General features: G+C 67.5%; 27 protein-coding genes and 3 pseudogenes. 16 read left to right on the top strand and 14 right to left on the bottom strand.

From position 1 onward, the window contains the following. Positions 1–17 precede the first annotated feature (17 nt). Positions 18–3153: pseudogene (locus tag ACQPYK_RS24090) on the top strand (Tn3 family transposase). Positions 3154–3411: 258 nt separating this feature from the next. On the opposite strand, the pseudogene ACQPYK_RS24085 reads toward ACQPYK_RS24090, so the two are convergent. After that, a pseudogene (locus ACQPYK_RS24085) lies at positions 3412–3729 on the bottom strand (recombinase family protein); the annotation flags it as partial. A gap of 364 nt (positions 3730–4093) precedes the next feature. Here ACQPYK_RS24085 and ACQPYK_RS24080 point away from each other — a divergent pair. From ACQPYK_RS24080 to ACQPYK_RS24055, 6 genes are all read left to right on the top strand, one after another. After that, the gene (locus tag ACQPYK_RS24080) at positions 4094–5257 is read left to right on the top strand and encodes a DUF418 domain-containing protein (protein WP_433258612.1); all 1164 of its coding nucleotides are present in this window, start codon (positions 4094–4096) and stop codon (positions 5255–5257) included. 112 nt (positions 5258–5369) lie between these two features. Continuing rightward, a complete protein-coding gene (locus tag ACQPYK_RS24075; protein WP_433258610.1) occupies positions 5370–5693 on the top strand; it encodes a hypothetical protein in 324 nt (107 codons plus the stop codon). Between the two features lie 40 nt (positions 5694–5733). Beyond that, the gene (locus ACQPYK_RS24070; protein ID WP_433258609.1) at positions 5734–6276 is read left to right on the top strand and encodes a hypothetical protein; all 543 of its coding nucleotides are present in this window, start codon (positions 5734–5736) and stop codon (positions 6274–6276) included. Beyond that, positions 6249–6941: a response regulator gene (locus ACQPYK_RS24065; protein ID WP_433258607.1), complete on the top strand. Its 693-nt coding sequence runs from the start codon at positions 6249–6251 to the stop codon at positions 6939–6941. Before ACQPYK_RS24070 ends, ACQPYK_RS24065 begins: the two co-directional genes overlap by 28 nt. Further along, positions 6938–8059 carry a sensor histidine kinase gene (locus ACQPYK_RS24060; protein WP_433258605.1) on the top strand — a complete coding sequence of 374 codons (1122 nt, stop codon included), beginning with the start codon at positions 6938–6940 and terminating at the stop codon, positions 8057–8059. The genes ACQPYK_RS24065 and ACQPYK_RS24060 overlap by 4 nt, the downstream gene beginning before the upstream one ends. 809 nt (positions 8060–8868) lie before the next feature. Continuing rightward, complete coding sequence (locus ACQPYK_RS24055) at positions 8869–9207, top strand: hypothetical protein (RefSeq protein ID WP_433258603.1); 339 nt, start codon at positions 8869–8871, stop codon at positions 9205–9207. A gap of 236 nt (positions 9208–9443) precedes the next feature. Here ACQPYK_RS24055 and ACQPYK_RS24050 read toward each other — a convergent pair whose 3' ends face one another. The 8 genes from ACQPYK_RS24050 to ACQPYK_RS24015 all read right to left on the bottom strand — a co-directional run bounded on the left by ACQPYK_RS24050 (position 9444) and on the right by ACQPYK_RS24015 (position 14842). Further along, positions 9444–9929 (bottom strand): GNAT family N-acetyltransferase, encoded by a 486-nt coding sequence (locus ACQPYK_RS24050; RefSeq protein WP_433258897.1) that lies wholly within the window; start codon positions 9927–9929, stop codon positions 9444–9446. A gap of 41 nt (positions 9930–9970) precedes the next feature. After that, positions 9971–10240, bottom strand: coding sequence for a hypothetical protein (locus ACQPYK_RS24045; protein ID WP_433258601.1), 270 nt, complete (start codon positions 10238–10240; stop codon positions 9971–9973). Then, positions 10194–11534: a hypothetical protein gene (locus ACQPYK_RS24040; RefSeq protein ID WP_433258599.1), complete on the bottom strand. Its 1341-nt coding sequence runs from the start codon at positions 11532–11534 to the stop codon at positions 10194–10196. The genes ACQPYK_RS24045 and ACQPYK_RS24040 overlap by 47 nt, the downstream gene beginning before the upstream one ends. 77 nt (positions 11535–11611) lie before the next feature. Further along, the gene (locus tag ACQPYK_RS24035; RefSeq protein ID WP_433258598.1) at positions 11612–11740 is read right to left on the bottom strand and encodes a hypothetical protein; all 129 of its coding nucleotides are present in this window, start codon (positions 11738–11740) and stop codon (positions 11612–11614) included. Positions 11741–11755: 15 nt separating this feature from the next. Beyond that, positions 11756–12625 carry a tyrosine-type recombinase/integrase gene (locus ACQPYK_RS24030; RefSeq protein ID WP_433258596.1) on the bottom strand — a complete coding sequence of 290 codons (870 nt, stop codon included), beginning with the start codon at positions 12623–12625 and terminating at the stop codon, positions 11756–11758. Between the two features lie 253 nt (positions 12626–12878). Beyond that, entirely contained in the window at positions 12879–13130 is a 252-nt protein-coding gene (locus ACQPYK_RS24025; protein ID WP_433258595.1) for a hypothetical protein, read from the bottom strand. After that, complete coding sequence (locus ACQPYK_RS24020) at positions 13127–13846, bottom strand: tyrosine-type recombinase/integrase (protein WP_433258593.1); 720 nt, start codon at positions 13844–13846, stop codon at positions 13127–13129. The genes ACQPYK_RS24025 and ACQPYK_RS24020 overlap by 4 nt, the downstream gene beginning before the upstream one ends. A gap of 405 nt (positions 13847–14251) precedes the next feature. After that, positions 14252–14842, bottom strand: coding sequence for a TetR/AcrR family transcriptional regulator (locus ACQPYK_RS24015; RefSeq protein ID WP_433258591.1), 591 nt, complete (start codon positions 14840–14842; stop codon positions 14252–14254). A gap of 136 nt (positions 14843–14978) precedes the next feature. Between ACQPYK_RS24015 and ACQPYK_RS24010 the strand changes: the two genes are divergently transcribed. Both ACQPYK_RS24010 and ACQPYK_RS24005 read left to right on the top strand, forming a co-directional pair. Beyond that, the gene (locus ACQPYK_RS24010) at positions 14979–16412 is read left to right on the top strand and encodes an MDR family MFS transporter (RefSeq protein ID WP_433258589.1); all 1434 of its coding nucleotides are present in this window, start codon (positions 14979–14981) and stop codon (positions 16410–16412) included. Positions 16413–16460: 48 nt separating this feature from the next. Beyond that, a complete protein-coding gene (locus ACQPYK_RS24005) occupies positions 16461–17591 on the top strand; it encodes an FAD-dependent oxidoreductase (protein ID WP_433258588.1) in 1131 nt (376 codons plus the stop codon). Between the two features lie 643 nt (positions 17592–18234). Here ACQPYK_RS24005 and ACQPYK_RS24000 read toward each other — a convergent pair. From ACQPYK_RS24000 to ACQPYK_RS23985, 4 genes are all read right to left on the bottom strand, one after another. Further along, positions 18235–18387 carry a hypothetical protein gene (locus ACQPYK_RS24000; RefSeq protein WP_433258586.1) on the bottom strand — a complete coding sequence of 51 codons (153 nt, stop codon included), beginning with the start codon at positions 18385–18387 and terminating at the stop codon, positions 18235–18237. 513 nt (positions 18388–18900) lie between these two features. Next, positions 18901–19290: a hypothetical protein gene (locus ACQPYK_RS23995; RefSeq protein ID WP_433258584.1), complete on the bottom strand. Its 390-nt coding sequence runs from the start codon at positions 19288–19290 to the stop codon at positions 18901–18903. After that, positions 19287–19505, bottom strand: a complete 219-nt coding sequence (locus ACQPYK_RS23990) for a hypothetical protein (protein WP_433258582.1) — start codon at positions 19503–19505, stop codon at positions 19287–19289. The genes ACQPYK_RS23995 and ACQPYK_RS23990 overlap by 4 nt, the downstream gene beginning before the upstream one ends. Positions 19506–19530: 25 nt before the next feature. Continuing rightward, entirely contained in the window at positions 19531–19767 is a 237-nt protein-coding gene (locus ACQPYK_RS23985; protein ID WP_433259165.1) for a hypothetical protein, read from the bottom strand. Between ACQPYK_RS23985 and ACQPYK_RS23980 the strand changes: the two are divergent. Beyond that, a pseudogene (locus ACQPYK_RS23980) lies at positions 19730–20748 on the top strand (Tn3 family transposase); the annotation flags it as partial. The gene ACQPYK_RS23985 and the pseudogene ACQPYK_RS23980 sit on opposite strands and share 38 nt — an antisense overlap. A gap of 243 nt (positions 20749–20991) precedes the next feature. On the opposite strand, the gene ACQPYK_RS23975 reads toward ACQPYK_RS23980, so the two are convergent. Continuing rightward, complete coding sequence (locus tag ACQPYK_RS23975; RefSeq protein ID WP_433258580.1) at positions 20992–21657, bottom strand: nitroreductase; 666 nt, start codon at positions 21655–21657, stop codon at positions 20992–20994. Positions 21658–22044: 387 nt separating this feature from the next. Between ACQPYK_RS23975 and ACQPYK_RS23970 the strand changes: the two genes are divergently transcribed. From ACQPYK_RS23970 to ACQPYK_RS23945, 6 genes are all read left to right on the top strand, one after another. Next, a complete protein-coding gene (locus ACQPYK_RS23970; protein ID WP_433258578.1) occupies positions 22045–22167 on the top strand; it encodes a hypothetical protein in 123 nt (40 codons plus the stop codon). Beyond that, the gene (locus tag ACQPYK_RS23965) at positions 22154–22429 is read left to right on the top strand and encodes an ATP-binding protein (RefSeq protein ID WP_433258576.1); all 276 of its coding nucleotides are present in this window, start codon (positions 22154–22156) and stop codon (positions 22427–22429) included. Before ACQPYK_RS23970 ends, ACQPYK_RS23965 begins: the two co-directional genes overlap by 14 nt. A gap of 349 nt (positions 22430–22778) precedes the next feature. After that, positions 22779–23534 (top strand): SDR family oxidoreductase, encoded by a 756-nt coding sequence (locus ACQPYK_RS23960; protein ID WP_433258574.1) that lies wholly within the window; start codon positions 22779–22781, stop codon positions 23532–23534. Between the two features lie 50 nt (positions 23535–23584). Continuing rightward, positions 23585–24022 (top strand): cupin domain-containing protein, encoded by a 438-nt coding sequence (locus ACQPYK_RS23955; RefSeq protein ID WP_433258572.1) that lies wholly within the window; start codon positions 23585–23587, stop codon positions 24020–24022. Between the two features lie 83 nt (positions 24023–24105). Next, on the top strand, positions 24106–24396 hold the full coding sequence (locus ACQPYK_RS23950; RefSeq protein WP_433258570.1) for a hypothetical protein: 291 nt from the start codon (positions 24106–24108) through the stop codon (positions 24394–24396). A gap of 453 nt (positions 24397–24849) precedes the next feature. Further along, the gene (locus ACQPYK_RS23945; protein ID WP_433258568.1) at positions 24850–25920 is read left to right on the top strand and encodes a zinc-dependent alcohol dehydrogenase family protein; all 1071 of its coding nucleotides are present in this window, start codon (positions 24850–24852) and stop codon (positions 25918–25920) included. Positions 25921–25926: the final 6 nt, after the last annotated feature.

Genomic DNA, 25926 nt, shown 5'->3' with positions numbered 1-25926 from the left:
TCCTACTTTGCAGTGCTATGCCTGTGAGGTTCTTATCTGACGAGCAGGTCAAGGCGTACTCGGAGTTCGCGGAGCTGCCGTCGCTGTCGGATCTGGAGAAGTTCTTCTTCCTGGATGCGTTCGATCGCGACGTGATCGCCGGTCGAGGCAGGATGCGCATCGTCTGGGGGTGGCGATCCAGATCGGGACGGTCCGGCACAAGGGCCTGTTCTTGACCGATCCCCTGGCTGTGCCGTGGCCGGTGGTCGACTACTTGGCCGAGCAGCTGGGGATCGCGGATCCGTCGCAGGTGAAGCGGTACGGAGTACGTCCACAGACGGCCTACGACCACGCGTGGATGATCCGTGACGCCTATGGCTATCACGTGTTCGAGGATCGGGACTCGTGGGAGGGGCGGGTCCTGGCGAAGGGGTTCTTGACGTTCCTGCACGGCCGGGCGTGGACGCACGCAGAAGGGCCGACCGCCTTGTTCGAGCAGTCGGTGGCGTGGTTGCGGCGTCATCGGGTGCTGTTGCCCGGAGTGACGGTGCTGGAGCGGCTGGTCGCCAGTGTCCGGGAGCAGGTGGATGAGCGTCTGTACGCGACGGTGGCGAGGCAGGCGTGGCGTGTCGATCCGGGGCTGCCGCAGGCATTGCGGGGGCTGTTGGAGGAGGTGCCGGAGGGGTCACGATTCTCGGAGCTGGAGCGGTTGCGGCGGGCGCCGAAGCGGCAGTCGGGCACGGAGCTGGCCCGGGCATTGAAGCGGGTCGACGATCTCGCCCGGTTCGATGTGGGGCGGGTTGAGGTTTCCAAGGTTCCGGTGCGGCGGATGAAGACCCTGGCCCGGTATGGGGCGGGCAGCAAGGCGCCGCTGCTGGCCAATCTGCTGGAGCCACGGCGGACGGCGACGCCGGTGGCGCTGACCCGATCGTTGGAGGCTGAGGCGATCGACGACGCCCTCGATCTGTCGCCCTGCTGATGGCCACAAAGCTGATCGGCCCGGCGCGACGCAAGTCCAGCGGGGAACGGCTGGCGATGCTGCCGAAGTTGGAGAAGGCCTCCCGGCTGCTGTCGCGGGCGGGGCGGGTGCTGGTGGAGCAGCTCGACTTGGTCGCCGAGGTGAATGCCGACCTGGATCCGGCGGCGTTGTGGGCGGCGGTGGCCGAACAGGCCGGGGCGACCCGTGAGCAGGTGGTGGCCGCGCTGGAGTCGGTGGAGGAGTTGGTCCCGGATGATGACGGCGCCGCGGAGGTCGCGCTTCGGGCGGCGCTGGTCGACAAGTACAACACCGTTCGCCCGTTCCTGAAGCTGCTGGGCGAGTCGAAGGCGCTTCGGGCGGCGGCGGGCGGCCGGAAGATCCTGGCGGAGGTGCGGCGCCTGCCGGAGCTGGCGCGCCGCCAGGTGGCCCGCAAGCCGCTGCTGCCGAAGGAGATCGACACTTCGCTGGTGACGCCCGCGTGGAAGCGGGCGGTGTTCGCCGATCCTGCTCTTCCTCAGGGCTCGGTGGATCGCGACGCTTACGTGGTGTGCGTGCTGGAGGCGCTGCATCGCGCCCTGGCGGTGCGGGACGTGTTCGCGGCGCCGTCGTTGCGGTGGGGCGATCCCCGCGCTCACCTGCTGGATGGTCGTGCGTGGGAGGCGATCAGCGAGGACGTCCTGGCGTCGCTGTCGCTGACCGACCCGGTCGAGCGCCATCTGGACGGCAAGCTGCTGGCCTTGGACGCGGCATGGAGGCAGATGGCCGCCCGGCTGGAGGAGGCCGGCGAAGACGCACGGGTCAGGGTGGTCTCACCGGCTGACGGGCGAGCCCGCCTCTCGGTGGACAAGCTCGGCGCGCTCGGTGAGAGTCCGTCGCTAGCGTGGCTGCGATCGGCGTGCCAGGCGATGCTGCCGCGGATCGACCTGCCAGAACTGCTGCTGGAGGTCCACTCCTGGACCGGCTTTCTGAATGCCTACGTCCACCTGGCCGACATCTCCACGCGGATGCACGACCTGCCCCGCTCGCTGGTGGCGCTGCTGGTCGCCGATGCCTGCAACGTCGGCCTCACCCCGGTGGTCAAGGACGGGGATGGTGCCCTGACCCGTGGGCGGCTGTCGCATGTGGACCAGAACTACGTGCGGGCTGAGACTCACGCGGGAGCCAACGCGGTGCTCATCGAGGCTCAGCGGTCGATCTCGATCGTGGCGCAGTGGGGTGGTGGGCTGCTGGCCTCGGTCGACGGGCTGCGGTTCGTCGTCCCGGTGCAGACGGTCAACGCCGGGCCGTCCCCGAAGTACTTCGGCTACAAGCGCGGCATCACCCTGCTCAACGCCGTCAACGACCAGGTGATGGGCATCGGGCAGATGGTCGTGCCCGGCACCCCGCGCGACTCGCTGTACATCCTGGACTGCCTGATCAACATCGACGTCGGTCCCAAACCGGAGGTCGTCACCACCGACCAGGCCTCCGACTCCCACATGGTGTTCGGGATCTTCTCCATGCTCGGCTACCGGTTCGCGCCCCGCTTCGCCGACCTCGGCGACCAGCGGTTCTGGTGAGCCGACGTCCCCGGCAGCGAGACCCCGAGCGACTACGGCCCGCTGGAGGCGATCGCCCGCAACAAGATCAACAGGAGGAAGGTCCATACGCAGTGGTCGGACATGGTCCGGGTTGCCGGGTCACTGGTGACCAATCAGGTCCGCGCCTACGACCTGCTGCGCATGTTCGCCCGCGGCGGCAGTCCGACCCCGCTCGGGCAGGCCTTCGCCGAGTACGGCCGGATCGATAAGACGATGCACCTGCTGTCCATCCTCGATCCGATCGACGACACCTACCACCGGCGTCTGAACAAGCAGCTCACCGTGCAAGAATCCCGGCACCGGCTTGCCCGCAAGATCTGCCACGGCGGCAACGGGCAGATCCGCCAGCCCTACCGTGAAGGCCAGGAGGACCAGCTCGCCGCTCTCGGCCTGGTCGTCAACGCCGTCGCGCTGTGGAACACCCGCTACTTGTCGGCCGCCGTCGACCAACTGCGCGCCCAGGGCGTCCTGGTCACCAACGAGGACGTCGCTCGCCTCAGCCCTCTCGGCCACGCCCACCTCAACTGCCTCGGCCGCTACGCCATCACCTCCTCCACCCCCGCCGTAGGACTCCGCCGGCTCGGAGAGGTCCCCGCGCCGCCCGACGGGATCTGACGTTCGACCTGTAATCTGCAGGGCGGCGAACTCGGCCTTGGCCTGCACCACCGCGTCGGGGTGGCGCTGGGCCCTTTCGCACTCGGCGAGTGCGCGGTAGACCGAGGCGAGGGAGGGGTTGTCTCCCTTGCGTTTGCCGGTGGGGATGATCAGATCCTTGCGGATGGCGTCGACGGACTCGCCGGCGGCCTTGCGCCGCAGCACGGTATGGATCATGTCGTCGGTGATGACGGCGGGCCGCCCGCCGTGCTTGCCCTTGCGGGCGGCGGCATCCAGGCCCTCCAGGGTCGCCTCGCGGATCGCCTCGCGCTCGGTCTCGGCCATGGCGGCGAAGAACGCGAACAGTATCTTCCCCGCTCCGGACGGGTCGTAGATCCCGGTGAGGGGCCCGGCGAGCATCTCCAGCAGCAGGCCGTGCGCGGTGAGCTGGGCGGCGAGGGCGGAAGCGTCACGGCCGAGGCGCTTCATCTCATACACCGTCAGGATGACCCGGCAGTGCGGAGCGTGGGCTTTGATCTGCCGGGCGGTCTCCAGGGCTTTCTCAAATTCGGGGCGGAGCCTCACCCTGGTGGAGATCTTCTCGCTGAAGATTCACCCTGGCCGTCTTCGGCCTGGCGAGCCACTTCCGCAGCCAGGCACGCCACCTCGTGTACCGATCGGCCGCCATATCATCCCCAACACATAGAGCCACACAATGGCTACAGATGGCTACGTCTGGTGCGCGCCCGCCACGGGGGCGTGCTGAATTCTGCGCGGCGGCCCCGCCGGTCGGCGGGGTTACGGTGGTCGTTCGGCGGGGCTGCAACCGAAGCTTGCCGGATGGTCCGCCACCGGTCGGCACCGCGACATTCTCTCCATGACACAAATGCAGCCACCGCGGGAGTCCTCGTCCGCTCACTCCCCATCCCCACCAGAGCCCGCCGCTGTGCCGGCTGGGCCGGTGTCCTCGATAGGACGCCTGGTCGGAGTGGACCTAGCCCGCGCGCTGGCCGTGTTCGGGATGTACACCGTGCACGTCGGCCCCTCGCTGGAAGCCGTGGACGGCATCGACGGCTGGCTGCGGTATCTCGCAGACGGCCGTTCGTCGATCCTTTTCGCCACCCTCGCCGGGTTCTCGCTGATGCTGATCACTGGCCGAAGGGAGCCGAAGACCGGCCTGGCCGGCCGGCAGGCGAAGGCCCATATCGCGATCCGCGCCGTGATCCTTCTGACGCTGGGCATCGCGATGACGCTGGTCTGGGGCGATGTGGTGATCCTCGCCTTCTACGGGCTCTGGTTCCTGCTTGCCCTGCCCCTGGTGCGGCTGCGCGCCAAGACTCTCGCGATCATCGCGGCCGTGCTCGCGCTCGTCCTGCCGCAGCTGGCGTTCGGCCTCAGGCTGCTGCTGAACGAGTCGATCACGACAGCGATCAACGCCTACGACCCTCTCGAACGGTTCAGCGGGGTGGGAGTCCTGGACCTCCTGCTCGACGGCTTCTACCCGACGATCCCCTGGATGACCTTCGTGATCGCCGGAATGGCGCTGGGCCGGCTCGATCTGGCCGCCGTCACGGTGCAGCGACGGCTGGCCGCGCTCGGTCCCGCGCTCATGGTGCTCGGGTACGGCACGGCGTGGCTGTTGGGCAGGATGTTCGACGGCGTTCTGGCGGCCGGGATGGCGTACATGCCCTCGGCGTCGGATTCGGGGCCGAAGTCTTCCGGCGCCGGCCCTGTGCCGGACGGCATGGCCGACGCGGCCTGGTCGCTGTTGATGGCCGAGCCGCACAGCGGTACGACGTTCGACATCATCGGCAGCGTGGGGTTCGTGATCACTGTGCTCGTATGCACGACGGTGGCGATGGAACGGCTGCCACGCGTGCGAAAGTTGATGAGTCCGATCATCGCGGTGGGCACGATGTCCTTGACGGCCTACGTTGGCCACTTCGTGGTCATGTCTGTGGCGTCCCTACACGACGACACGTCCAGTCAGACCTCCTGGCTGCCGCTGCTCGTGCTCATCGCGGGGGTGATCCTCTTCGCTGGGATCTGGTCTCGGTTCTTCCGTCGAGGGCCGCTGGAGTATCTGCTGAACGGCGCCACGAAGGTGGCGAAGTTCGTCCGCTGAGTCCTGGGTGAAGGACCTCAGCCGCCCGGCGGGGTGGTGTCGGCGAGGTGGCGGGGGTGCCTCTGACCCCTGCCGGATACTGGCCGGCGGGCCGTTTCCGCAGGCTGAAGGCATGAGACAGCACCCGGCAGCGGAACTCAAGATCGCCTTTCTGCTGGACAACGCGTACGGTATCGGCGGCACCATCCGTGCCACCGCCACTCTCTCCGGCGCGATGACCGCCCCTGGACACCGGGTGGAGGTGGTGTCGTTGCGCCGTACCCGCGACACCACCGAACTGCCGTTCGCTCCCGAGGTCACCTTCACCTCGCTGATCGATCTGCGCCCGGATACGCCGGCCTACGGACGGCTACGACCCCCTCTACCACCAGCCCAGCGAGCGGTACGCCGAGGGGAACGACCATGTCGAGCGCGGCATCGCCACTCTTCTGGGTGACATCCGGGTTCAGGCCTGGCTGCAGAGCACCGACGCCGATGTGGTCATCGGCACCCGCCCCAAGATCAATGACTACCTGGCGGCCTACGACACCGACCGCTACCTGCGCATCGGGCAGGAACACCTGACCCGCGCCCTGCACGGGGAGCGCAATCGCACGCATCAGGACGCTGCGATCCCAGGCCTGGACGCCTTCGTCACCGTCTCCCACGCCGACGCCCGCCACTACCGTGCGGCCCTGCCGTACGCGCTGGCCGCAGGCACGGTGATCACGGCGATCCCCAACCCCGTCGCCGTCCCCGAGGTGGCTCCCTCCGACGGCGGCAGCCGGCGCCAAGCCGCCCTCCCTGCCCCGGCGGCGGGCACCTCCTTCTCGTCCCGCGACACAAGCGGAGCGCGGAGCCGGCGAGGGTATGACCCCCGGCTGGGGGGACGTTACGGACTTCAGGCGGATGTCCCCCTGATCTGCCTGTTTCTCAATCTTGAGGCATGGCGCAGCGCTCGGGGCACTGCGACCAATCGGAGTTTTAAGATCGGAAAGCAAGGCTGGCCAGAGTGGGCGAGAGTAAGGCGGAGCACGTGATCCGGGTAGTGGTGGTGGACGACGAGGCTCTGGTGCGGTCGGGATTCAGCCTCATTCTGGGTGCGGCGGACGACATCGAGGTCGTCGCGACCGCGAGCGGGGGCGACGCCGTCGAGACCGTCCGCCGGGAGCTGCCCGACGTGGTGCTGCTGGACATCCGGATGCCGGACGTCGACGGACTCACCGTCCTGCGCCAATTGCGGATGATGCCGAACGCCCCGGCGGTGGCGATGCTGACGACGTTCGACACCGATGAGTACGTTCTGACCGCGCTGCACTCCGGCGCGGCCGGTTTCCTGCTCAAGGACACCGAACCCGACCAACTGGCCCACTTGGTGCGCACCCTCGCAGCGGGCGGCGTGGTGCTGTCGCCCAAGGCGTCCCGGGCCCTGCTGCACAGACACCCCGGCGCCGAGGCGGCTGTCGACGAGGAGGCGGCTCGCGTCGGGCTGCTCACCCCTCGCGAGCGTGACGTCCTCGTCCTGGTGGCGGAGGGGTTGTCGAACGCGGACATCGGGGCGCGTATCCTCCTGGGCGCCGGCACGGTCAAAGACCATGTCAGCGCGATCCTCACGAAACTGCGGGTGACGAGCCGGGTGCAGGCCGCACTGCTGGCACAGCGGGCCGGGCTGCTCGACGAACGCAAGCAGTCGCAGGCGGGATGATGAACCGCGCAGGCGCCCTGTGGGGGCGCGTGCCCGCGCCGGTCGTCGACCTCGTCCTGGTGGCGGTGGCGGCCCTGGACGTGTGGGTGAACACCTGGGAGGAAACCCGTCACGGCGTCGCGTTCGCTGTGCTCGGCTGCGGTGCGCTGGTCTTCCGGCGCAGGTTCCCGTTCGCCGTCTTCCTGCTCACCCTGCCGATCATGGTGATGACCGAGGTGGCCGTCGCTCCGCTCGTGGCGCTGTTCACCGTGGCCGAACGCTCCCGCGACCGCCGCTTTCTCGCGGTATGTGTCGCCTTGACCGCCATCGCGGACAGCATTCCGTGGCCTCCGTCCGACTTCTCCGAAGTCGGCCAAACCTTTACGCTGCTCTTCTTCGTCTACAACCTGGCGATCGCCGTCGCCCCGGTCCTGTTCGGCCAGCTCGTCCAGGCGCGACGGGACCTGGCCCGGCGGCTGGAGGAGATCGAGGAGGCCAGGGAGCACGAACGTGCCCTGCACGCCCAGGCCGTGGTCGCCAGGGAACGTGCCCAGCTGTCTCGGGAGATGCACGACGTGGTCTCCCACCAGGTGAGCCTGATCGCGGTGCAGGCCGGAGCCCTGCAGGTCGCCACCAAGGACCCGGAGGCCCGGCAGGCTGCCCGTACCATCCGCTCGTTGAGCGTGGCCACGCTCGACGAACTGCGCACCATGGTCACGTTGCTGCGCGTCTCCGGCGGTCACGCCACCGAGCTCACCCCTCAGCCGGCCCTGACCGACCTGCGCAAGCTGGTGGAATCGAGCTGCACCGAGGTGCTGCTGGCAGGGGAACTCCCGCCCAGCCTGAGCGCACCCGCCCAACGAGGCCTCTACCGTACGGTTCAGGAAGCCTTGACCAACGTCCGCAAGCACGCCCCCGGCGCGAGGGCCACTGTCGAGCTGTGGCAAGAGGACAACGACGTCGGAGTGACCATCACCAACACCCCGCCCACGCGCTCCTCCCTGCCCCTCCCCGGTTCGCAACAAGGCTTGGTGGGCCTGCGGGAACGCGCCGAACTCCTGCACGGGACCCTGGAGGCAGGGCCGACTGCGGAAGGTGGCTACCGGCTGCAGCTCCGTATTCCCCTCAGCAAAGACTGAGATCCGGCATCGCGGGAGTGGTGCTGCCGGTCGGAGGAGTGACATCCGGAAGAGCTGCGATGGCATGGAGATACGAATTCCAACGCGAGGAGCAGCTGGAGGAACAGAGCTGCCGAGCCTGGGGAACGGCTTGTCCCGGTTCATTGAGCCTGCGGCATCTTGAAGTCCCAGGTGGGAGGCCTTGTGTGATCTCGGTTGGGGGCACTGCCGGTCCGAGGCCGGGAATCATGAGGGAAGATCATCGGTCAGCGGGGAACGGTGTGATTGGGCAGCACGAGCAGGGCGCAGGAGTTCAGTTGCGCCGGCGGGGTCCAGGCGGAGTTTGGTGAGGATCCGCAGGCCTTTCAGCTTGGCCCGCACGCCTGCTACCTCCCCCGACTCGACTGTCAGTCCGAGCTGCTCACAGTCCTGTTTGCAGATGACTGGTTCGGCTGCGGCGCGGACCGCCAGCACTGAGGCGTTCCTAGCTCACACGGCAGCACCTTGCTGGAACTACGCCACGCCGAACCGGAATTTGATCCAAGGAACCGGCATCGCCTGAACCCCAATACCCAGCACGATTCCGCCGTGTGCTGCCTTGGACCTGGACAGCCTGCTCCTATAGGTCCTCACCAGAGCCGATCCTCATAGGAGGGAGCAGCGCGGGCCGAAGCCAGAGCGATCTGCGGTAAGCAGACCGCGATGGTCTACATCCCCGCGGCGCTTGCCGCCTTGGTCAACCGGGGCGAGATCACGCACAAGATCGTTCTCAGCGATAAGTACTGTTCCTGGATTCCTCAACCCCGGAGAAGGAGCGGCAGGTCGACCGCGTGCGCGAGCAGCTGCTGGCGCATTTGAAGGACGAGCGGATCGAGCCGCCCACCCGGGACCGGTTACGGCGGATCATTGGATCGGGGTTGCGGCAGGCCGAGCAGGCGCTGACCGCGCGAATCTGCAGCCGGATTCCTGCAGAGGCCGTCGCGCGGATGCTCGTCATGATCGCGAAAACGGCCGATCCAGGAGATGAGGTGAAGCCCGCACGGCAGGACGACGGCGCACTGTTCGACGCCGCCGAGGTGGCCGGGGTGGACGTGTTCGCGGCGATCCGGGAGGAGCACCGACAGCCCCGACGACGAGATGCTCCCGCATTCGCTGGACTAGCGATTTGAAGGTCACGGGCCAGATTCAGTGAGACACGGCAGACCAACCTGACCCGTGGTGCCAACTTCGATGAGACATCACCGACGGCCTGTCTCATCGAAGTTGGCATCTTCGCACTTCAGAGCTTCTCTTAGGGTTAATTTGATCTTCGATGTCGCTGCTTGGTGTTTTCGCTGGTAGGAAGACCTTCTTTGTCCGTCATAGTGAGCGACAGTTGTTGGGTACCCGGGCCTGGGAGGACAGATCAGTGGATGGGAATCTCGCCCTTGGCGTTGCATTCGGTAATGGTGATCGCGAGCAGGGGTAGCATCCGCCCGGGGATGGAGTCTGATGGGGTTGCACCGATGTGTGTGGCGCCCATGGCCAGGTAGAACGTCTCGGCGTTCGGATCTGCGTCGATGGTGAGCCGCGCGAAGCCGAGGCTTGCTGCGGCAGCGGTGGCATGCTCGAACAGGCATCGGCCGACGCCCTGGCCAATGGCATCCGGTTCGACGAAGAGCATGCCCAAGGCCCCTTCTGGCGGGTTTCCTTCCAACGTGGCGAAACCCAGGATGCGACCGTCGTGTTCAGCCACTGTGGTTCGCAGCTTCTCAACCTCCGATGCCGGAATGATCAGTTCGTCTCGGCAGGCTGCCATGAACGCCTCGTCGTAGCCCCAGTAAGCCTTGGAGCGAATCGCCAGCTCGCTCAGGAGCTCGGCTTCGTCCGCCCGCGCTGCCCTAATCATCATGATCACCTTTCGTCATCCGTGACGCTGTCATCAGTTGATCTTCACATGGCTTCGTCATTCAAGCGCGCCGCGTCTGGCTGGGCGGGATGCCGGTTGGCCGGGGTCGTGAGGTCGCGATTGGCAGCTCGGGCTGCATCGAGTTCGTCGATTCGCTCGTCGAGTTCTTGGCGAAGGTCGAGGACCTGCTGTTCGAACTCGACGATTCGAGTGCGTAGTTGCTCGGTTTCGCCGGTGCGGCCGATGCCGCTGGCGTGGAAGACCTCTTCACCGAGGACTCCCGACAGCCGGGCGGTGAGGTCGCTGCTTGACATGCTGACGGACCACGACCAGCTGGCCGTGGGTGGTGGCGCTGCCCTGGGTGCGGCGGCGTAGCCGGCGCAGCAGGTGCCAGATGGCGTAGCGGTGCAGTAGATGCTGCTGGTCGGGGTCGATGCGGTCGGCGATGGTGGTGGTGATCCACTGTTCTAGCCGGGCCATCTGCTCATCACGGTGGGGCAGCGTGCCGATGGCGACCAGGGCGCTGCGCAGGTGCTCGACGGGCTTGCCGGGGGGCAGCGCATCGAGGCTGGCGTGGGTGAGTTCGATCTCGGCGTCCAGACGCTGCAAGATCGCGGGGGCGGCGCCCTGGTCGAGCCAGGCCGTGACCGCGCTGGGCCGCTCGGCACTGGTCAGCGCCTGGTAGAGAGCGGCAAGGTGCGGGCGGATCTGGCCGCCGTGGTCACCCAGCAGTTCGCGCAGGCGCCGGTCGAGGGCGCATCGGGCGCACCGGCCGGCGTGCGAGCGCTTGGCCTCGCCGCAGGTGGGGCAGTTGGTCCAGAACCCGGGATCGGGGCGGGTGCAGGTGGCGCAGAGCGGTTCGCTCGTGGTGCCGCCGCGGATGCGGCCGAACTGGCCGCAGCGTGAGCATCGTGCACGGCGTTGCTTGCAGGCCACGCACCAGGGCTGGCCAGTGGCTTGGGAGATCACGCAGGGAGCCTCGCGGCCGCAGATGCCGCAGATCGCGGCCTGCCAGGGACGGCAGCTGGGACAGAGCGGCCCGTCAGGGGTGCGGACGCTGACCGGTCGCCGACGATCGCACCCGGTGCAGATCTCCTGGTTGGATGGGTCGATGCTCAGGCAATGAGGGCAGAGCACTCTGCCGTCCGCATCGCGAGCCGCGGCCTCGCGGACGCTCCCGCAGCGCGAGCAGGGCTCGGCTCGGGACTTGGCCACGCAGTTGCGGCAAAGCCGGACCCCGTAGGACGCGCAGGGCTCCCGGCGAGGCCCGCAGACGCCGCAGTACCAGTCCTGCTCCCGGCGCTGGAGCGTCCGTAACTGCTTGCCGCACTCAGCACAGACCGGCAGCGAGATTGCCGCGGCGCCTGCCTTGCGCAGGGCGATGAGCAGCTCCGCGATGGCCCGGGGCGCGGGCGAGCGCCCGTCGGTCAGGACGCCTGGACGCTCCAGCAGCGCCTGGGCAACCTTCCGGCGTTTCACCCGCCCGCCGACGACACTCGTGACCACCTCTTCCAACACGGTTCGGTCTGTGTTCGGCTCGGTGTCGATGATCAAGCCGGTGATGACGCCGATCGGGTCGGCGAGCACCTCGGGCGCATAGACGGTCATCGTTCACTCGCCTGGCCCGAGGATCCGGGCCCGCCTCGGGCGCAGCTCACCGACCCCGGCCTCTTCTCCAGAGGCCGTTAGACTTGGCTGGAGGATAGATGGATACCGCGTTCGGCCAGCGGCGGGGCCAGGTCCGTGGTTTGGAACGTGCCGCGGGTGGCCATCACCTGCCGCAAATTCCACCGGTAGTCGAGTTTGCGCGTCATGGCGCCTTTCCCTCCTCAGTCCGTCCGGCCGTCGAGGGCGGGTGCCAATGCCTTGCGCAGCGCCATGTTCATGAAATCTCCGCTGATGTGCGTGTAGATCGCCGTGGAGATATCACAGCGATGTCCGACAGCTTCCTGGATGAACCGGCGGTCCACGCCGTCCTCGGGCAGGTGCGTGACGTAGGAGTGCCTGGCCGAGTGCGGCGACAGCTCCTTGGGCAGGCCCAGCGCATCCCGGTAGGCGACGAACCGGGTGTTGATCTCCGCCGGCCTCACCCGTCCGCCGCGTTCGGTCACCCACAACGCCGGATGATCCACGCAGCCGAACCGAGGCCGGATGTTCTCCACGTAGTCGGCCACGGCCTCGACCGCCCAGCCCATCACCGAGGGCACGTTCCGCCGCCAGGGCGGCTGTCCGCGCACCGCCTTGCCGTAGCGGACGTGCAGCATGCCGTACCGGCCGAACTCCGGAGCAGCCGGGTTTCGGCCCCAGTCAGCCAGATCCAGCTTCGAGGTCTCGGTACGGCGCAGTCCCCACCCATACATGACCTTGAACAGCGTCGCGTCCCGGTAGGCGGCCAGCGCACCTTTCCGCTTCGCCTTCACTGCCCGCTCCACCTGCTCATCGGCGTAATCCAAGAACCGCTGCAGCTCCTCACGCGTGAACGGCCGGGCTTCAGGCCTGCCCTCGTAGTCGTTCAGGTGGGCGATCGTGTTCCACTCATGGCAGATCGGAACCGGGTGGACACCCAATCCCAACTGCGCCTCACACTCAGCCGCCCAGCCGTAACGGGCATCGGTGAGGTACTCGCTGAACAGCCGCAAGTCGGTCTGGTAGCCCCGGACCGTGGATGGCGCCAGGTGATGCTCACTGGTCAGTGACAACGTCCACTCGTCCACATGCCCGGGCTGCCACCGCCACGGGTAGTCGTTGCAGAACGCCAGAAACCCACGGACCAGGCGTTCGCGCGGCGCGATAGTGTCCTCCTGCAGACCGCATGCGGTCTGCTGCGCCCGCCAGCCTCCACAACCGCGACCTTCTGAGGGTTGGATCGTGCATCTGATGGGAGCATCGCGCAAGCGGTTCAGATCTAACGGCATGAACGACCGCTCAGCCGCACCTATTCCGACAGCCCGCTCAGCAGGCGACCTGCATCTTTTCGCCCATCTGATGCAATTCCTGAGAGTTGTAGTAGCCCTGCGTTGTGTTCATGGACCGGTAGCCCATGAGGTCTTTAAGCACATCAACTGATGTTCCTGCATCGGCGTGGCGCTGGGCGAAGCTGTGCCGGTAGGCGTAGAGGAACACGGAGGTCTTGTCGAACTCGCGTCCGTCCTCCAGCTGTAACGCGGGCAGCGATCCGGTCCATGGCCCGCCGCAAGCGATCATGGGATGGGTGCAGGTAGACCTGGGTGCTGGCTGGCGTGGCATGCCCGAGTAACGCCTGTGCCTCGTCTAACGCGCCACCTGCCTCCAGCACGTTGCTGCCGAAGCATATGCGGATGGACTTCACGGGCCAGCCCGGCCCGCCGCGACAACGCCGCCAGCAGTTCGTTCAGCGCACCGGGGCGCATAGGTGCTCCCAGCGGATCCCGGAAGAGGTTCACCAGCACGAAGTCACTCTGACGCGCGGGACGGCACGCCTCCCGCTCGAACCAGTAGGTGTCATAGGCCAAAACCAGCAGCTCGTCGACCGGAACGGCACGACTACGGCGTGATTTCGCCCAAGCCTCGTTGGAGTTGTCGCGGCGTTGAACATGCAGGTGAGCGCCGGGAACACTATAACCGAGCATGCTGGCGTCAGCGATGAAGTGCATGTCCTGCCGCCGCAGCCCGGCCACCTCGCCCCGGCGCAGGCCTGCTCGGGCCATCGCCATCACGATGAACCGGTCGCGGGCCGACCGGCACGCCCTCAGCAACTCCAGCACCTCGGCATCGGTCGCCCGGTCGACCACGGTCTCGGTTTCCGATAGCCGATGGCGTGGACGGGCGACATAGCGCAGGCCCGAGCATTCGCCCCGCACGTCGACCAGCAGGAAGGATCTGCTGCGCACCGCGAACCTGTTCGGCCCGTCGCCACAGTCCACAACAGCTACAGAACCCATAGAGAACAGGGTCTTGCCGTACCTCAAGTTCAACGAGACAGGACAGCGGGAGTGCGCCGACCGGGTTTCCCTGTAGTTCCACGGGTGTCCGGCGCCACGAGATCTTCCTCGATTGTCAGTGAATCTTGCTCATCCCTGTGACCTGGCCACTGATGCGGCGGCTGTTGCGAGAGGTCCCGATGGACGGTCGCCGCTCAAGATTCCTCACCGCACGTCAGCCCCGAGGTCGTGATGACCATGTTCTGGCACAGGACGACGGGCGGCCGGTCACTCGGCCACCGGATCGACGTGATGCCTGGCCGCATACGCGTATTCGTCGGCGTAGAGGCGACGGCCACCGGGCCGGTGGCGCCCGAGCGCGGGCGTGGCCCTGGGGATGGAGGCTGTCGGGTGTCCGGCTTGGCCTCAGGGCCGGTGCGTCCGGTCGGTGAGCCAGCCTCCCCAGCCGTGTTCCAGCAGGTCGAACAGCCGCCGGAGGTCTTGGCCGCCACCAGCCATGGAAGAGCATTCCAGGGCGAACCGGGCCAGGGCGGTGGCGGCGGGATCGTTCCCGGAAACGCTAGCGGCTTCGGCGATGGCCGCGGCCAGGGCGTCCTCGTGGCGTAACCACATGTCACGCGCGTACTGGCGCAGCCTGGGGCTGGAGTCCACCAGGGCGGCGTGGGCGGCACGGACCGGGTCGTCGTCATCGCCGCGCCACTGCTCTCTGGTGGTGAGGTGGTCGCGCAGGGCGTGCAGGATGCTCTGTCCAGCGGGCCGGTCGCGTACGGCGGCGACCAGGTCAGCCTCCAAATCGGCGTCCAGGTCGAAGACGAGCGCTTCCTTGCTGGGGAAGTGCTGGAACAGCGTGCTCAGGGCGACGTCGGCGGCCTGGGCGATCTCCCGGACGCCGACGTTGTCGAAGCCCTTCTCGGTGAACAGCGCCAGCGCGGTGTCGGACAGGGTCCGGCGGGTCTGGGCCTTCTTGCGTTCGCGGCGCCCCGTGGTCTCCGTCATCCACCCATCCTACCGACTTTCCGGAGCTGATATAAAGTCGAATCAGTTTCGATTTTGAGTCCGATTCGACTATGTTGATGAGGCGTGCCGAGGGCGCCCCGGCGCCCTCGCCGACCGACTGAGAGGAAATCCGCTGATGGAAGCGACGCAGCAGCCCGCGATGACCGGCGCACCGCCGCAGGGTGGCGACCGGCGGCTCACCTTCACGATCGTCGCCCTGGGAGTCGGCGCGATCGCGAGCATCCTGGACTCCACGATCGTCAACGTCGCGGTCGGCCACCTCGCCCAGGTGTTCGGTGCGAGCCTGACCGCCACCCAGTGGGTGATCACCGGGTTTCTGCTCGCGATGACGGCGGTCGTGCCGCTGTCCGGGTGGATGATCGACCGCCTGGGCGGCCGGGCCACGTGGATGGCCGCGCTCGGGGTCTTCTTCGCCGGCTCGGTGCTGTCCGGCCTGGCCTGGGACCTGTCCTCGCTGATCGGCTTCCGTGCCCTGCAGGGCCTGGGCGCCGGGTTGATCCTGCCCGCGATGATGACCCTGATGGCCCAGGCGGCCGGCCAGAAGCGCCTGATGGCCGCCATGGGCAGCCTGTCGTTGATGGTGCAGGTCGGCCCGATCCTGGGCCCCGTCGTCGGCGGCACCCTCGTCCAGGGCGCGAACTGGCGCTGGCTGTTCCTGGTGAACATCCCCTTCTGCGTCGCCGGGCTGATCCTCGCCCGCATGGTCCTGCCGTCCAGGCAGGACAACGGCCACAAGCGCTCCCTGGACGCCGTCGGCCTGGCCCTGCTTACCCCCGCCCTGGTTGCTGTGATCTATGGCCTGAGCAACGCCGACGCCGGCAGCGGCCTGGCCTCCACCAGCGTGTGGGCCCCCCTCGCTACCGGTTTCGCCCTGCTCACCGCCTTCGTCCTGTGGTCCCTGCGCGACGAACCCAGGGCCCTGATCGACGTCCGGCTGTTCAAGGACCGCACCTTCACCATCGCCAGCGGCCTCACCGTCCTGTCCGGCTTCACCATGTTCGGCGGCCTCCTACTGCTCCCCCTGTACTTCCAGCAGGTACGCGGCACCTCCATCATCGAAGCCGGCCTGTTCCTGGCGCCCCAGGGCCTGGGGGCGGCCGTCCTGATCATCTTCGCCAAGAAGCTCCTGGCGAATGTCCCGGCCCAGTGGCGGATCATCGGCGGCTTCATCCTGATGGCAGCGGGCACCGTCCCGTTCGCCTTCCCCGGCACCCGTGACATGACCTGGCTGCTGATCGTGTCCCTGCTCGTGCGGGGCATGGGGATCGGCGCCAGCACCCCCTCCATCAGCGCACTGGCCGTCGCCGGGCTGCCCCAGGCCGAGATCGCCCGTGGCACCACCGCGTTCAACATCGTCCAGCGCATCGGCGCACCGTTCGGGACCACCGTCATCGCCATCGTCCTGACCCGTGCCATCGCCCTCGCCCCGCACACCGCCGCCGGCCTGGCCGAGGCGTTCGGGGCCGCCTTCTGGTGGACCGTCGCCTTCACCGCCGTACCCATCGCCCTCGCCTGTCTCCTGCCCAAGGCCAAGAAGCAGCAGGGCTGACCCCCTCTATCCCTCGATCACTCCCTTCTGGAACGGAGCACCGTCCGCATGACCAGCACTTCCCGTATCGCGATCGTCGGCGCAGGCCCCGGCGGGCTCGTCTGCGCCCGCATTCTGCAAAACCATGGCATCGGCGTCACCGTCCTGGAGCGCGAGGTCGGCCCCGCCGCCCGCTCCCAGGGTGGCACCCTCGACATCCAGGCCCCTACCGGCCAGGTCGCCCTGCGCGTCGCCGGGCTGTTCGACCAGTTCCTCGCCCTGTCCCGTCCCGAAGGCCAAGAGGTACGCATGATGGACCGCAATGCCGCCATGGTGCGGCACTTCATCCCCGACCCGAAGGACACCGCCGCGCCCGAGATCGACCGGGGGCAGCTACGCGCCTTGCTGATGGACTCCCTCATCCCCGGCACCGTCCGCTGGAACCACTGCGTGGAAACCACCACCGCCCTGCCTGACGGCGCGGTGCGCCTGGACTTCACCAACGGCAGCAGCGAGCTGTTCGACCTAGTGGTGGGAGCCGACGGCGCCTGGTCCCGGGTCCGCCCCGCCCTCACCCACGCCGAACCCGCCTACAGCGGCGTCACCTTCGTGGAGATCCACTTCGACCACATCGACCACCGCCACCCCGACCTCGCCCAACTGATCGGCCAGGGCACCCTCACCGCCAAGGCCGGCCGCCTCAGCCTAATCGCGCAGCGCAACAGCAACGCCCACGTCCGCGTCTACATCGCCTTCCGCGGCCCCCTCGACTGGAACACCGGCCTCGACCCCGACGACACCGAAGCCCTCCGCGCCCGCCTACTGAAGATGTACCAGGGCTGGGACGAGAGCCTGCTCGCCATGATCCGCCTCAACGAGGGCCCGTACATCAACCGGCCGATCTTCGTGCTGCCCATCCCGCAAACCTGGCAGCGCGTACCCGGTATCACTCTGCTCGGCGACGCCGCGCACCTGATGCCACCGGCCGGCGTCGGCGCCAACCTCGCCCTGCTCGACGGCGCCGAACTCGCCCAGGCCGTCATCGACCACCCCACCATCGAAGACGCCCTGGCCGCCTATGAGGCCGTGATGCTGGCCCGCTCGCTGAGCGAAGCGCAGCGGACCGCGGAGATGCTCGCCGTCCTCATGCCCGACACCGACTCCACCGAGCCGCTCTTCCCCACCATCCGCGGCACCTGACCCGGCTTCACCGCCGTGCCCCGGCTCCTCACTCGCTTTCGAGGGCGCCGGGACACCGCGCTTCCCCGGCCGCGGACTCACCTCTCCTCGGCCGTCGGCCGTAACAGGGGACATCGCCACAAGCGTCGAATGATCACTATGGGTGGATGGCGATAGATAAGATCAGTTATCAACATTTACGGAATGAGGATCATGTCCACCCCACGGGGCGGCGTGGTTGCGGACGTTGCGCCGGGCGGGCGTGAGTCAGCTCAGGGACTTTCGACGATCCACCGCCTGGGCAGCACACGAGACCTGGTCTGACCGGCTGCTTGAAGGAACGCTTCAGCAACCCGATTTTCACCAGCGCAGCCGAATCGGCCATCATGCCCAAGCCCTCCCGCGGCTCACCCATCGGCCTCATTCCTCCTCGTCGGCGGCGGCCGCATCACGCAGCTCGCGCAGGCGGCCGCCCAGCTCGGGGCGGTTGAACGGATAGAACCCGTGGAAGTTGATGTGCTCGAACAGCGGGGCGAGAGGCGAGCACGGATCTCTGGCGCAACTTAGCCACCCTCGGCCCGCTTGCCGTCCCGGTCTCCATCTTCGCCGGATCCGCCGGATTCGCCGGCTTGGGGGATTTGCCCCTTTGACGCAGCCCCTTTTTCTATTCAGCGGCCTCTTCCAGCGCCTTGACCAACTCGTTGTCCAGGACCATGCCAGCGGCGTGGTGGTGGGCGCGGGCCGTGGTGGAGTCCATGCTGACCAGATCGAGATCGGCCTGATCGCGGGCCGCAGCCTCGGCAATCACGGCCTGCATCAGCTGCTCAAAAACGCCCGTTGTCGCCCAGGACCGAAACCGGTCGCAAACGGTGGATCATGGCCCGTACTCCGCGGGCAGGTCCCGCCACGGACTGCCGGTGAGAAACCGCCACATCACCGCCGCCGAAGATCAGGGATCGGGCCTTGCTCACCCAAGGGCAAGCAAGGCTCGATCAGGGACCATTCCTCGTCGGTGAGGTCTCCACGCGCCATAGCGATGGCCTACCAGGACCGGAAACCAAAGCGCAGGCGAACCCCCTGATCTCAACTCCGTACAGGCCCTATCCCCACAGGCCCTACTAGTAGTACCTCCCCGCGCAGGGCGACGGGGGGCGAAGTGCAGCGGAACGAAAACGTACGATAAGCCCGTTCTCGCAGGTCAGCCATGACATCTGAACGTCGGCATCCGGAGAGGCCTGACGTACGTTCCGAGCCTTGAGCGGCAACGGGGCTTGAGCAGCAACCGAACGGCCAGTAACGATTAGGAGCCCGCGGGGCCGGAGGTCCCGATTCACGCCATGATGACGGCGATCCCGGCGACAAGGAAGATCAGGCTCGCGATGCCGGACAGGACGATAGGCAGGACGCGATAGCGCGTGGTGAAGACCCGGGCCGCCTGCGGCTGTCCGTCGAGGTAGGCAATCAGGACTTCCTGGCCGACGGTCAACCACAGGTCGATCCCGGCCACTTGCGGAGTGAACTCGATGTGGTGACCGGCGTTGTCGGTGAAGGCGATGACGGGATGCTGGGATGAGTCATCCACGACCGCCCCAATCACCCTGCCCCGCCCGTGCACGCCGTACCGCTGCAACCGGGAGATCAGGCGCTTCTCCCTGACCGCGAAGGCCAGACACGCGAGCGCGGTGGCGAGGGCGACGAAGCCGATCAGCATAGTCGTCATGCCGGGAATACTAAGGAAACCCACGAACTGGGGATGAGCCCGGCGTTGATCGCCGACTCCAGGTAGTTGCGGGCGTCGGGCAGGCTGTCCTCGCGCTCCTTGTCGGTCAGCTCGTCCCACGTCGGGCAGAGGGCTCCTTCCTGGGCGAGCTGCTGGCGTGCCTTGGCCAGGGCCAGGACGCGCGGGTCGCCGAGCGGGATCTGGGGCAACGGCACGGTGCCCTCCAAGTGGTTGGGCTGGTCAGCGGGGGTTGCCCTCGGCAGCCGCGACGATCGCGGCGGGCTTGGTCTCGGACCGGGCCGCTGTCAGGGTCTTGTGGACGACGCCGACGGAGACTTTCACCCCGGCGGCGATGGTGCGGATGGATTCGCCGCGCCGGTGGCGGTCGAAGATGGCGGCGCGTTTGTCGTCGTCGACCACGGGGCGGCGGCCGCCGACCTTCCGGGACCGGTGGGGCGTCGTGCCGTTGATGGACATGCTGACCGAGACCGCGCTGCGGACGGGCTGCCTGAACGTCTTCACCCCGGCCGGGACGCAGAACCACCTGGACGCCGCCGTGCTGTTCGAACGGCTCCTGCTGCTGATCTACGCTTAGGGGACGGGGACCGGGATCCGCGCGGTGGCCGCCGGCGACCACCCGCACACCGAGGACGACCTGCGGTATGCGCGCCGCCGCTACCTGACCGTCGAGGCCTGCCGCGAGGTCCCCGGATCATCGCCAACGCCACCTTCGCCGTCCGGCAGGCCGCCCTGTGGGGCGAGGGCACGACCGCGGTCGCCTCGGACTCCACCCACTTCTCGGCGTTCGATCGGAACATCTTCACCGAGTGGCACTCCCGCTACCGCAGGGCCGAGCGCGGCGTGCTGATCTACTGGACGGTCGAGACCGGCGGATCCATGGCCGTGCACTCCCAGCTGATCAGCTGTTCGGCGTCCGAGGTGCACGCCATGGTCGAGGGCGCGATGCGGCGCGGCACCGGCATGGAGATCGAGACCAACTTCGTCGCCTCCCACGGCGCCTCGTTCGTCGGGTTCGGGATCACCCGGCTGCTGGACTTCGACCTGGTCGCCCGGTTCAAGCAGATCAACAAGATGAAGCTGTAGGTGCCCGGCCGGGGCGAGGACTTCTCCTACTCGTTGCTCGGCCCGGCGCTGACCCGGCCGATCCGGTGGGACATCATCGCCAACAACTACGACCTGATGATGAAGTACGCCACCGCGATCCGGCTGCGGACCGCGTCCACCGAGGCCCTGCTGCGCCGGTTCACCAGGGAGACCACTCACCCGGCTTATGCCGCGATGCTGGAGGTCGGCCGCGCCCAGCGCACCGTCTTCCTGGCCCGCGGGCTGCGCGGCCGCGATCTGCAGCGGGAGACCGAGTCCGGGTTGAACGTGGTGGAGACCTACAACGGCACAGGCGGCTACATCAAGTTCGGCAAGCGCGGCGAACTCGCCACACTCGGCATCGCGATCGCACCGTCCACGGTCTGGGAGATCCTCAAACAGGAAGGCCTCGGCCCGGCACTCGAGCGGGCATCCACCACCTGGGCCGACTTACTGCGCTCGCAGGCCGACGCCCTGCTGGCCTGCGATTTTCCGGCCTGTGCCTGGACGGCGCAGTAGGCCCGCCACCCGGTGATGCCACACAGTCACATCAGCGAGCATCGACCCACCCCGTCACGCCACATGCGATGGAAATCGCTAACCCTCGATGAACGTGATCGTCTCGTCGAGCGGTGCCCGGCCTGTACGGACGTAATCCACCATGACGTCCTCGAACCCGATCGACATGCCGCAGAAGAGAATGAGCTCGTCCGGGGGTGACAGGATCTCCGCGACGGTCTTGCGATACACCGACCACGCCATCTGCGGGCAACTGTGCAGCCCTTCGGCGCGCAGCAGCAGCATGACGGTCTGCAGATACATGCCGAGGTCGGACCATTGGGGCAGGCCCAGATCGCGGTCGATGTAGCAGAACAGGGCGGCGGGCGCGCCGAAAAACTGCCAGTTCGCGGAAGCGGCCCTCTGGCGCGCCTCCCAGTCCTCGCTCGCAATACCGAGTGCGCTGTAGCGCTCGTGGCCGAAGGCGGATCGGCGCTCGCGGTACGGGGACTTCAGTACGGGCGGGTACATCTCGTACTCCCGCTCGTCCCAGGGGTCGCCTGCGGCCACGCGCTCGCCGGCGCGCTTCTTGAGATCGGCCAGCGGCCCGCCGGTCAGCACGTAGGCACACCACGACTGGAGGTTCGATCCGGATGGCGCCCAAGCCGCGGCGGACAGCACGCGCTCCAGCACCTCTCTCGGGACAGGCCGGTCGGTGAACCCGCGCACCGCCCGCCGGCTCGTGACCGCCTCATAAACATCCATGTTCGCTACCTCCCCATCTGCTCAATGTGGCTACTCCCTTGACGGTAGTGGAGCGGAAAGTGTGTGTGACAGGACGCCGACACCTCACATGAACGACAGTCGCACCGGGACGTGCCCCGCACGGGTGACCACGCGGTGGGCACCGCGCCCGGAAAGCCCCGTCAGCCCACCGGCATCAGCGCGTCCAGCACCGTGCAGGTTCCTGGCCCGAAAACACGACCCTCGCCGACGCGGGGCAACACCTCAGCGGAGTTCACGCCGCTGAGGTCGGTTTGAATCTTCGGTTGGGAGTGCTGTCGGTGTCAGGCGGGCTCCCCACGGGTGTCGACGGGTTCGAGGGTGAGGCGATAGCCCAGGCGTGCAGCCCGCGGCGCCATCCTGGCCTACATGGGCTACCTGGACTTCCTGGATCTGCTGCTCGAAGAGGAACTCGCCGTTCGTGAGGAACGGCGGCTGCGCCACGCGTCGCACTTCGAAGATGCCGCACCACAAGACCTTGGACGAGTATGACTTCTCCTACCGACCCGAGCTCGACCTGCGTAGGGTCCGTGACCCGGCGAGCTTGGCCTTCGTCGAGGCCAGGGCCAACGCAGCGCTTCTGGGATCGCCCGGAGTCGGCAAGATACACATCGCCCTGGCCCTGGCCGTCGCCGCCTGCCGAGCAGGGTTCACCATCTACTTCACCACCCTGGACGGCATGGTCCGCCAGCTCAAAGCCGCTGACGCGATCGGCCGCCTGGGCAGCGAACTGAGAAGGGATCGATCATTTTGACGAGTGACAAACGCTGGATCACCCGCTGGAAGGCCGCCCTCAACGCCTTTGCCATCACCTTCGAAGACCGCCTCACGCCGACCACCCGATAGCCAATCAAGATCGAGTTACACCGTTGGCTGGACAGACCCGGCTACACGACCTGCGGCACGGCGCCAGGTAGGGACGTTGGCGACGGTTGCTGAAAGTTTGCCGCCCGGTTTGTGGAAGTAGAGACAGGACGAGGGACGCTGGAGGCGAGGCTCAAAGAAATTCTCCTGGGGACTGTCACAGGTCGGGGGACTGTCCTGTCCTGTCTTAGCGGGCGACCGGTTGGTAACAGGCGCCCCGGCGAGCAGGAAGGTCTGTCATGAAGATCGTGGTAGTCGGCGGGACCGGCCTGATCGGGTCGAAGCTCGTGACCAAGCTCAGTGAGCACGGTCACGAGGCGGTGGCGGCGGCGCCGAGCACCGGCGTCAACACCCTCACCGGCGAAGGGCTGGCCGAGGCGCTGGCGGGCACGCCCGTGGTGATCGACGTGTCGAACTCCCCCTCCTTCGAGGAGGCCGCCGTGCTGGAGTTCTTCGAGACCTCCACCCGCAACCTGCTCGCCGCGGAGGCGGCGGCCGGCGTCGGCCACCACATCGCGCTGTCGGTGGTGGGAACGGAGCGGCCGCCCGGCAACGCCTACTTCCGAGCGAAGATTGCCCAGGAGAAGCTGATCGAGAAGTCGTCGATCCCGTTCTCTCTCGTGCACGCCACCCAGTTCTTCGAGTTCGTCCGGAGAATCGCCGACGACGCCACGGACGGCGACAAGGTGCGGATGCCGCCCGTGCTCTTCCAGCCCATGGCGGGCGACGACGTCGCCGCGGCGGTCGGCCGGACCGCAGTCGGGCCGCCACTGAACGGCATGATGGAGGTGGCCGGGCCCGAACAGTTCAGGATGGACGAGTTCTTCCGCGACGCCCTGGCCTCCTGGGGCGACCCGCGCGAGGTGGTCACCGACCCGCACGCCCAATACTTCGGAGCCGAACTGCTCGAGCGGTCGCTGGTGCCCGATGACGGCGCCACCCTCGGCCAGATCCGCTACCGCGACTGGCCCGGCCGGAACGCGGCCGGGAAGTAGCGCCTCCTCGTCCGAGCTCCACCACCCTCAGATCACGAAAGGTACCTTCCATGCCCGATATCGACCCGGCGACCACCGGGCCCAAACCGAGATCGACCACGTGGCAGACGGCGCTGACCGTGCTGCAGGAGGCCGAACCGCCGTTCATTCCACAGGGCGCGCACGCGATGACGGTGGTGATCGAGTGGCCGCCGGGCGACCCCGGCACGCCACCGCACCGGCACTCCGGGCCGGCGTTCGGCTACGTGCTGGAAGGCGAGATGCTGTTCGAGCTGGAAGGCGAACCGGAGCGGGTCGTACGCGCCGGTGAGGCGTTCTGGGAGCAGGGCGGCGACGTCATCCACTACCAGGACGGCAACAACCGCGAGGACATCCCGCTCCGCTTCACCGTCACCATGCTGTGCGAGCCCGGCCAGCCGATGCTCACCCTGGTGGACGAGGAAGAACTCGCCCAGCGCAGGGACCGCCGTACCCCTCGCCCGTCCTGAGCGCGGATGGATCTCTCCCCACATGACGACGACGGGCGGCCGGCGGGCGAGGCGAACGCCCGCGACTACACAGGAGATGCGCCGTGACCGCACCGGCGATGGTCGCCGAGTTCGATGATGTCGCCGGCTGGACCGCCGATGCCGTCGAGCACCTCGGGGAGCGGTATGCCGTACCGGCCACCTGGCGCGGCGGTGCGAGTCCGGCCGCACTGGCCTGGCCGGCCGAGGCGCGCGAGCTGTCGGACGGCACCAGGGCCGCCGGCGCCTCGCTGGGGCTTTCGGTGGTCGTCGCCCGAAGCCCGCAGATCCTTCCGGCTCCGCGCGGCAACCACCTTCCCACCCGGCGAGAACTCCGCGCGCCTGTCCATCTCTGAAGGGAAGTTGTCGCTTGCTGAAACCCCAGGCTGAGGCGGAAGGAACTATGAACCCGGTCCAGGTAGACCTCTCGGCGGCCTCCTGAGCCCTGAACCGGCGCCGCCGGGCATTCGCGCCACGCTGCATCGTCCGCCGCCGGAATCTTTCCGGGGCCGGGCGTAGCGGTCCCGAAATGACAGATTGATAATCTGAACTCAGAGTAGTGCCGCGGCGAGCGGTCCTGATCACGGACCTCAGTAGGCCGCACGAACCCAGCGCGCTTACATGATCATACTGAGCGAGTCGGTGAAGGCTTGGAGGGGCCCGACGTCGATGACACTCTGCGCACGGGTCGGTTCCATTGAGAAGGAGGGGTCCGGAGCCTGGGCGCCGCCGAGGACGCCGGCACCAGCATCGTTCTTGTCCAGAACGCCCGCCGAGTTCGTCGGGCACTGAGAGACGAAAGGTCACTCATGCCTCAATTCATGCGCGCGCTCGTAGCCGGAAAGGTCGGCGAGCCGGCCGATGTCCTGCGGCTGGAATCCCGGCCTGTTCCCATGCCAAAAGCTGGCCAGGCGTTGATCCGTGTGAAGGCGACTCCGATTCACGCCAGTGATCTGCACGTGCTGCGTGACCGCTACGGTTTCTCCCCCGAGTTTCCCACTGTCGGGGGTCACATGGAATGCGTGGGCCGTATTGAGGCCCTGGGCCCGGATACCGAGGGACTGAAGATCGGCGAGCGCGTGGTGGCCGTTGCAGTGCCGGCGGTACCCGGGCCCCATGTGGCCGGCACGTGGCAGGAATACCTTGTTGCCGATACACGAAGGCTCCTGCCGGTCCCCGGCCATCTGAGCGACTCCAGCGCCTGTCAACTCGCCGTCAACCCGTTGACCGCGCTGCTGCTCGTGACTCGCGAACTCGACGTACAGCCGGGCGAATGGTTGTTGCAGACGGCCGCGGGCTCTACCGTCGGCCGGCTCGTCATTCAGCTGTCCAGGCATCTGGATATTCGCACGATCAATGTCGTGCGGCGGCGCGATGCCGTCGAAGAGATCAAAGCGCTTGGTGGTGACGAGGTCATTTGCACTGAGGGCGAGGACCTGTTGCAGCGGGTTGCCGAGATTGCAGGATCGGCCGGCGTGCGCAAAGCCATCGACTGTGTCGCGGGCCATGTGGGTGCCCAGGTATCCCAGGCATTGGCTCCGGGAGGAGAGGTCGTGGTCTACGGCGCGCTCTCTACCCATCGGCAGACTGACCCGGCAGCGCTGACGATCCCGCTGCAGGCACGCTCGGTTATCTACGAGACCAAGGCAGTCCGTGGCTTCTGGCTGAACCGCTGGTTCGGCACTACCTCACCTACGGATGCGCTGCGCGTGCTGTCCGAGGTTCGCGGTCTCGTCGCTGATGACGTGCTGAGCATCCCCCAAGGCCAGCCGTTCCCGCTCGAACGCTTCACGGAAGCCATCTCGCTCGCCGAAACACCCGCACATGGCGCCAAACCGCTCTTCGTCTTCGAGGAGGGCCGGGATGAAGACGGTAGGTAGGACGCG

Source organism: Streptosporangium sp. CA-135522 (genome assembly GCF_050949235.1).
Classification (GTDB): Bacteria; Actinomycetota; Actinomycetes; order Streptosporangiales; family Streptosporangiaceae; genus Streptosporangium.
Note: the sequence above shows the minus strand (reverse complement) of the source record. Positions and strands in the feature narration are given on the sequence as shown.

Coding starts and splice junctions, on each gene's coding strand:
- ACQPYK_RS24020 (WP_433258593.1), bottom strand. CDS start 13,846: ATGGGTTCTGTAGCTGTTGTGGACTGTGGCGACGGGCCGAACAGGTTC.
- ACQPYK_RS23960 (WP_433258574.1), top strand. CDS start 22,779: ATGAAGATCGTGGTAGTCGGCGGGACCGGCCTGATCGGGTCGAAGCTC.
- ACQPYK_RS24010 (WP_433258589.1), top strand. CDS start 14,979: ATGGAAGCGACGCAGCAGCCCGCGATGACCGGCGCACCGCCGCAGGGT.
- ACQPYK_RS23955 (WP_433258572.1), top strand. CDS start 23,585: ATGCCCGATATCGACCCGGCGACCACCGGGCCCAAACCGAGATCGACC.
- ACQPYK_RS24045 (WP_433258601.1), bottom strand. CDS start 10,240: ATGTCAAGCAGCGACCTCACCGCCCGGCTGTCGGGAGTCCTCGGTGAA.
- ACQPYK_RS23995 (WP_433258584.1), bottom strand. CDS start 19,290: ATGACGACTATGCTGATCGGCTTCGTCGCCCTCGCCACCGCGCTCGCG.
- ACQPYK_RS24025 (WP_433258595.1), bottom strand. CDS start 13,130: ATGATCGCTTGCGGCGGGCCATGGACCGGATCGCTGCCCGCGTTACAG.
- ACQPYK_RS23985 (WP_433259165.1), bottom strand. CDS start 19,767: ATGTCCATCAACGGCACGACGCCCCACCGGTCCCGGAAGGTCGGCGGC.
- ACQPYK_RS24060 (WP_433258605.1), top strand. CDS start 6,938: ATGATGAACCGCGCAGGCGCCCTGTGGGGGCGCGTGCCCGCGCCGGTC.
- ACQPYK_RS23945 (WP_433258568.1), top strand. CDS start 24,850: ATGCCTCAATTCATGCGCGCGCTCGTAGCCGGAAAGGTCGGCGAGCCG.
- ACQPYK_RS24005 (WP_433258588.1), top strand. CDS start 16,461: ATGACCAGCACTTCCCGTATCGCGATCGTCGGCGCAGGCCCCGGCGGG.
- ACQPYK_RS23975 (WP_433258580.1), bottom strand. CDS start 21,657: ATGGATGTTTATGAGGCGGTCACGAGCCGGCGGGCGGTGCGCGGGTTC.
- ACQPYK_RS24035 (WP_433258598.1), bottom strand. CDS start 11,740: ATGACGCGCAAACTCGACTACCGGTGGAATTTGCGGCAGGTGATGGCC.
- ACQPYK_RS24050 (WP_433258897.1), bottom strand. CDS start 9,929: ATGATGATTAGGGCAGCGCGGGCGGACGAAGCCGAGCTCCTGAGCGAG.
- ACQPYK_RS24040 (WP_433258599.1), bottom strand. CDS start 11,534: ATGACCGTCTATGCGCCCGAGGTGCTCGCCGACCCGATCGGCGTCATC.
- ACQPYK_RS24000 (WP_433258586.1), bottom strand. CDS start 18,387: ATGCAGGCCGTGATTGCCGAGGCTGCGGCCCGCGATCAGGCCGATCTC.
- ACQPYK_RS24015 (WP_433258591.1), bottom strand. CDS start 14,842: ATGACGGAGACCACGGGGCGCCGCGAACGCAAGAAGGCCCAGACCCGC.
- ACQPYK_RS24075 (WP_433258610.1), top strand. CDS start 5,370: ATGAGACAGCACCCGGCAGCGGAACTCAAGATCGCCTTTCTGCTGGAC.
- ACQPYK_RS23970 (WP_433258578.1), top strand. CDS start 22,045: ATGGGCTACCTGGACTTCCTGGATCTGCTGCTCGAAGAGGAACTCGCC.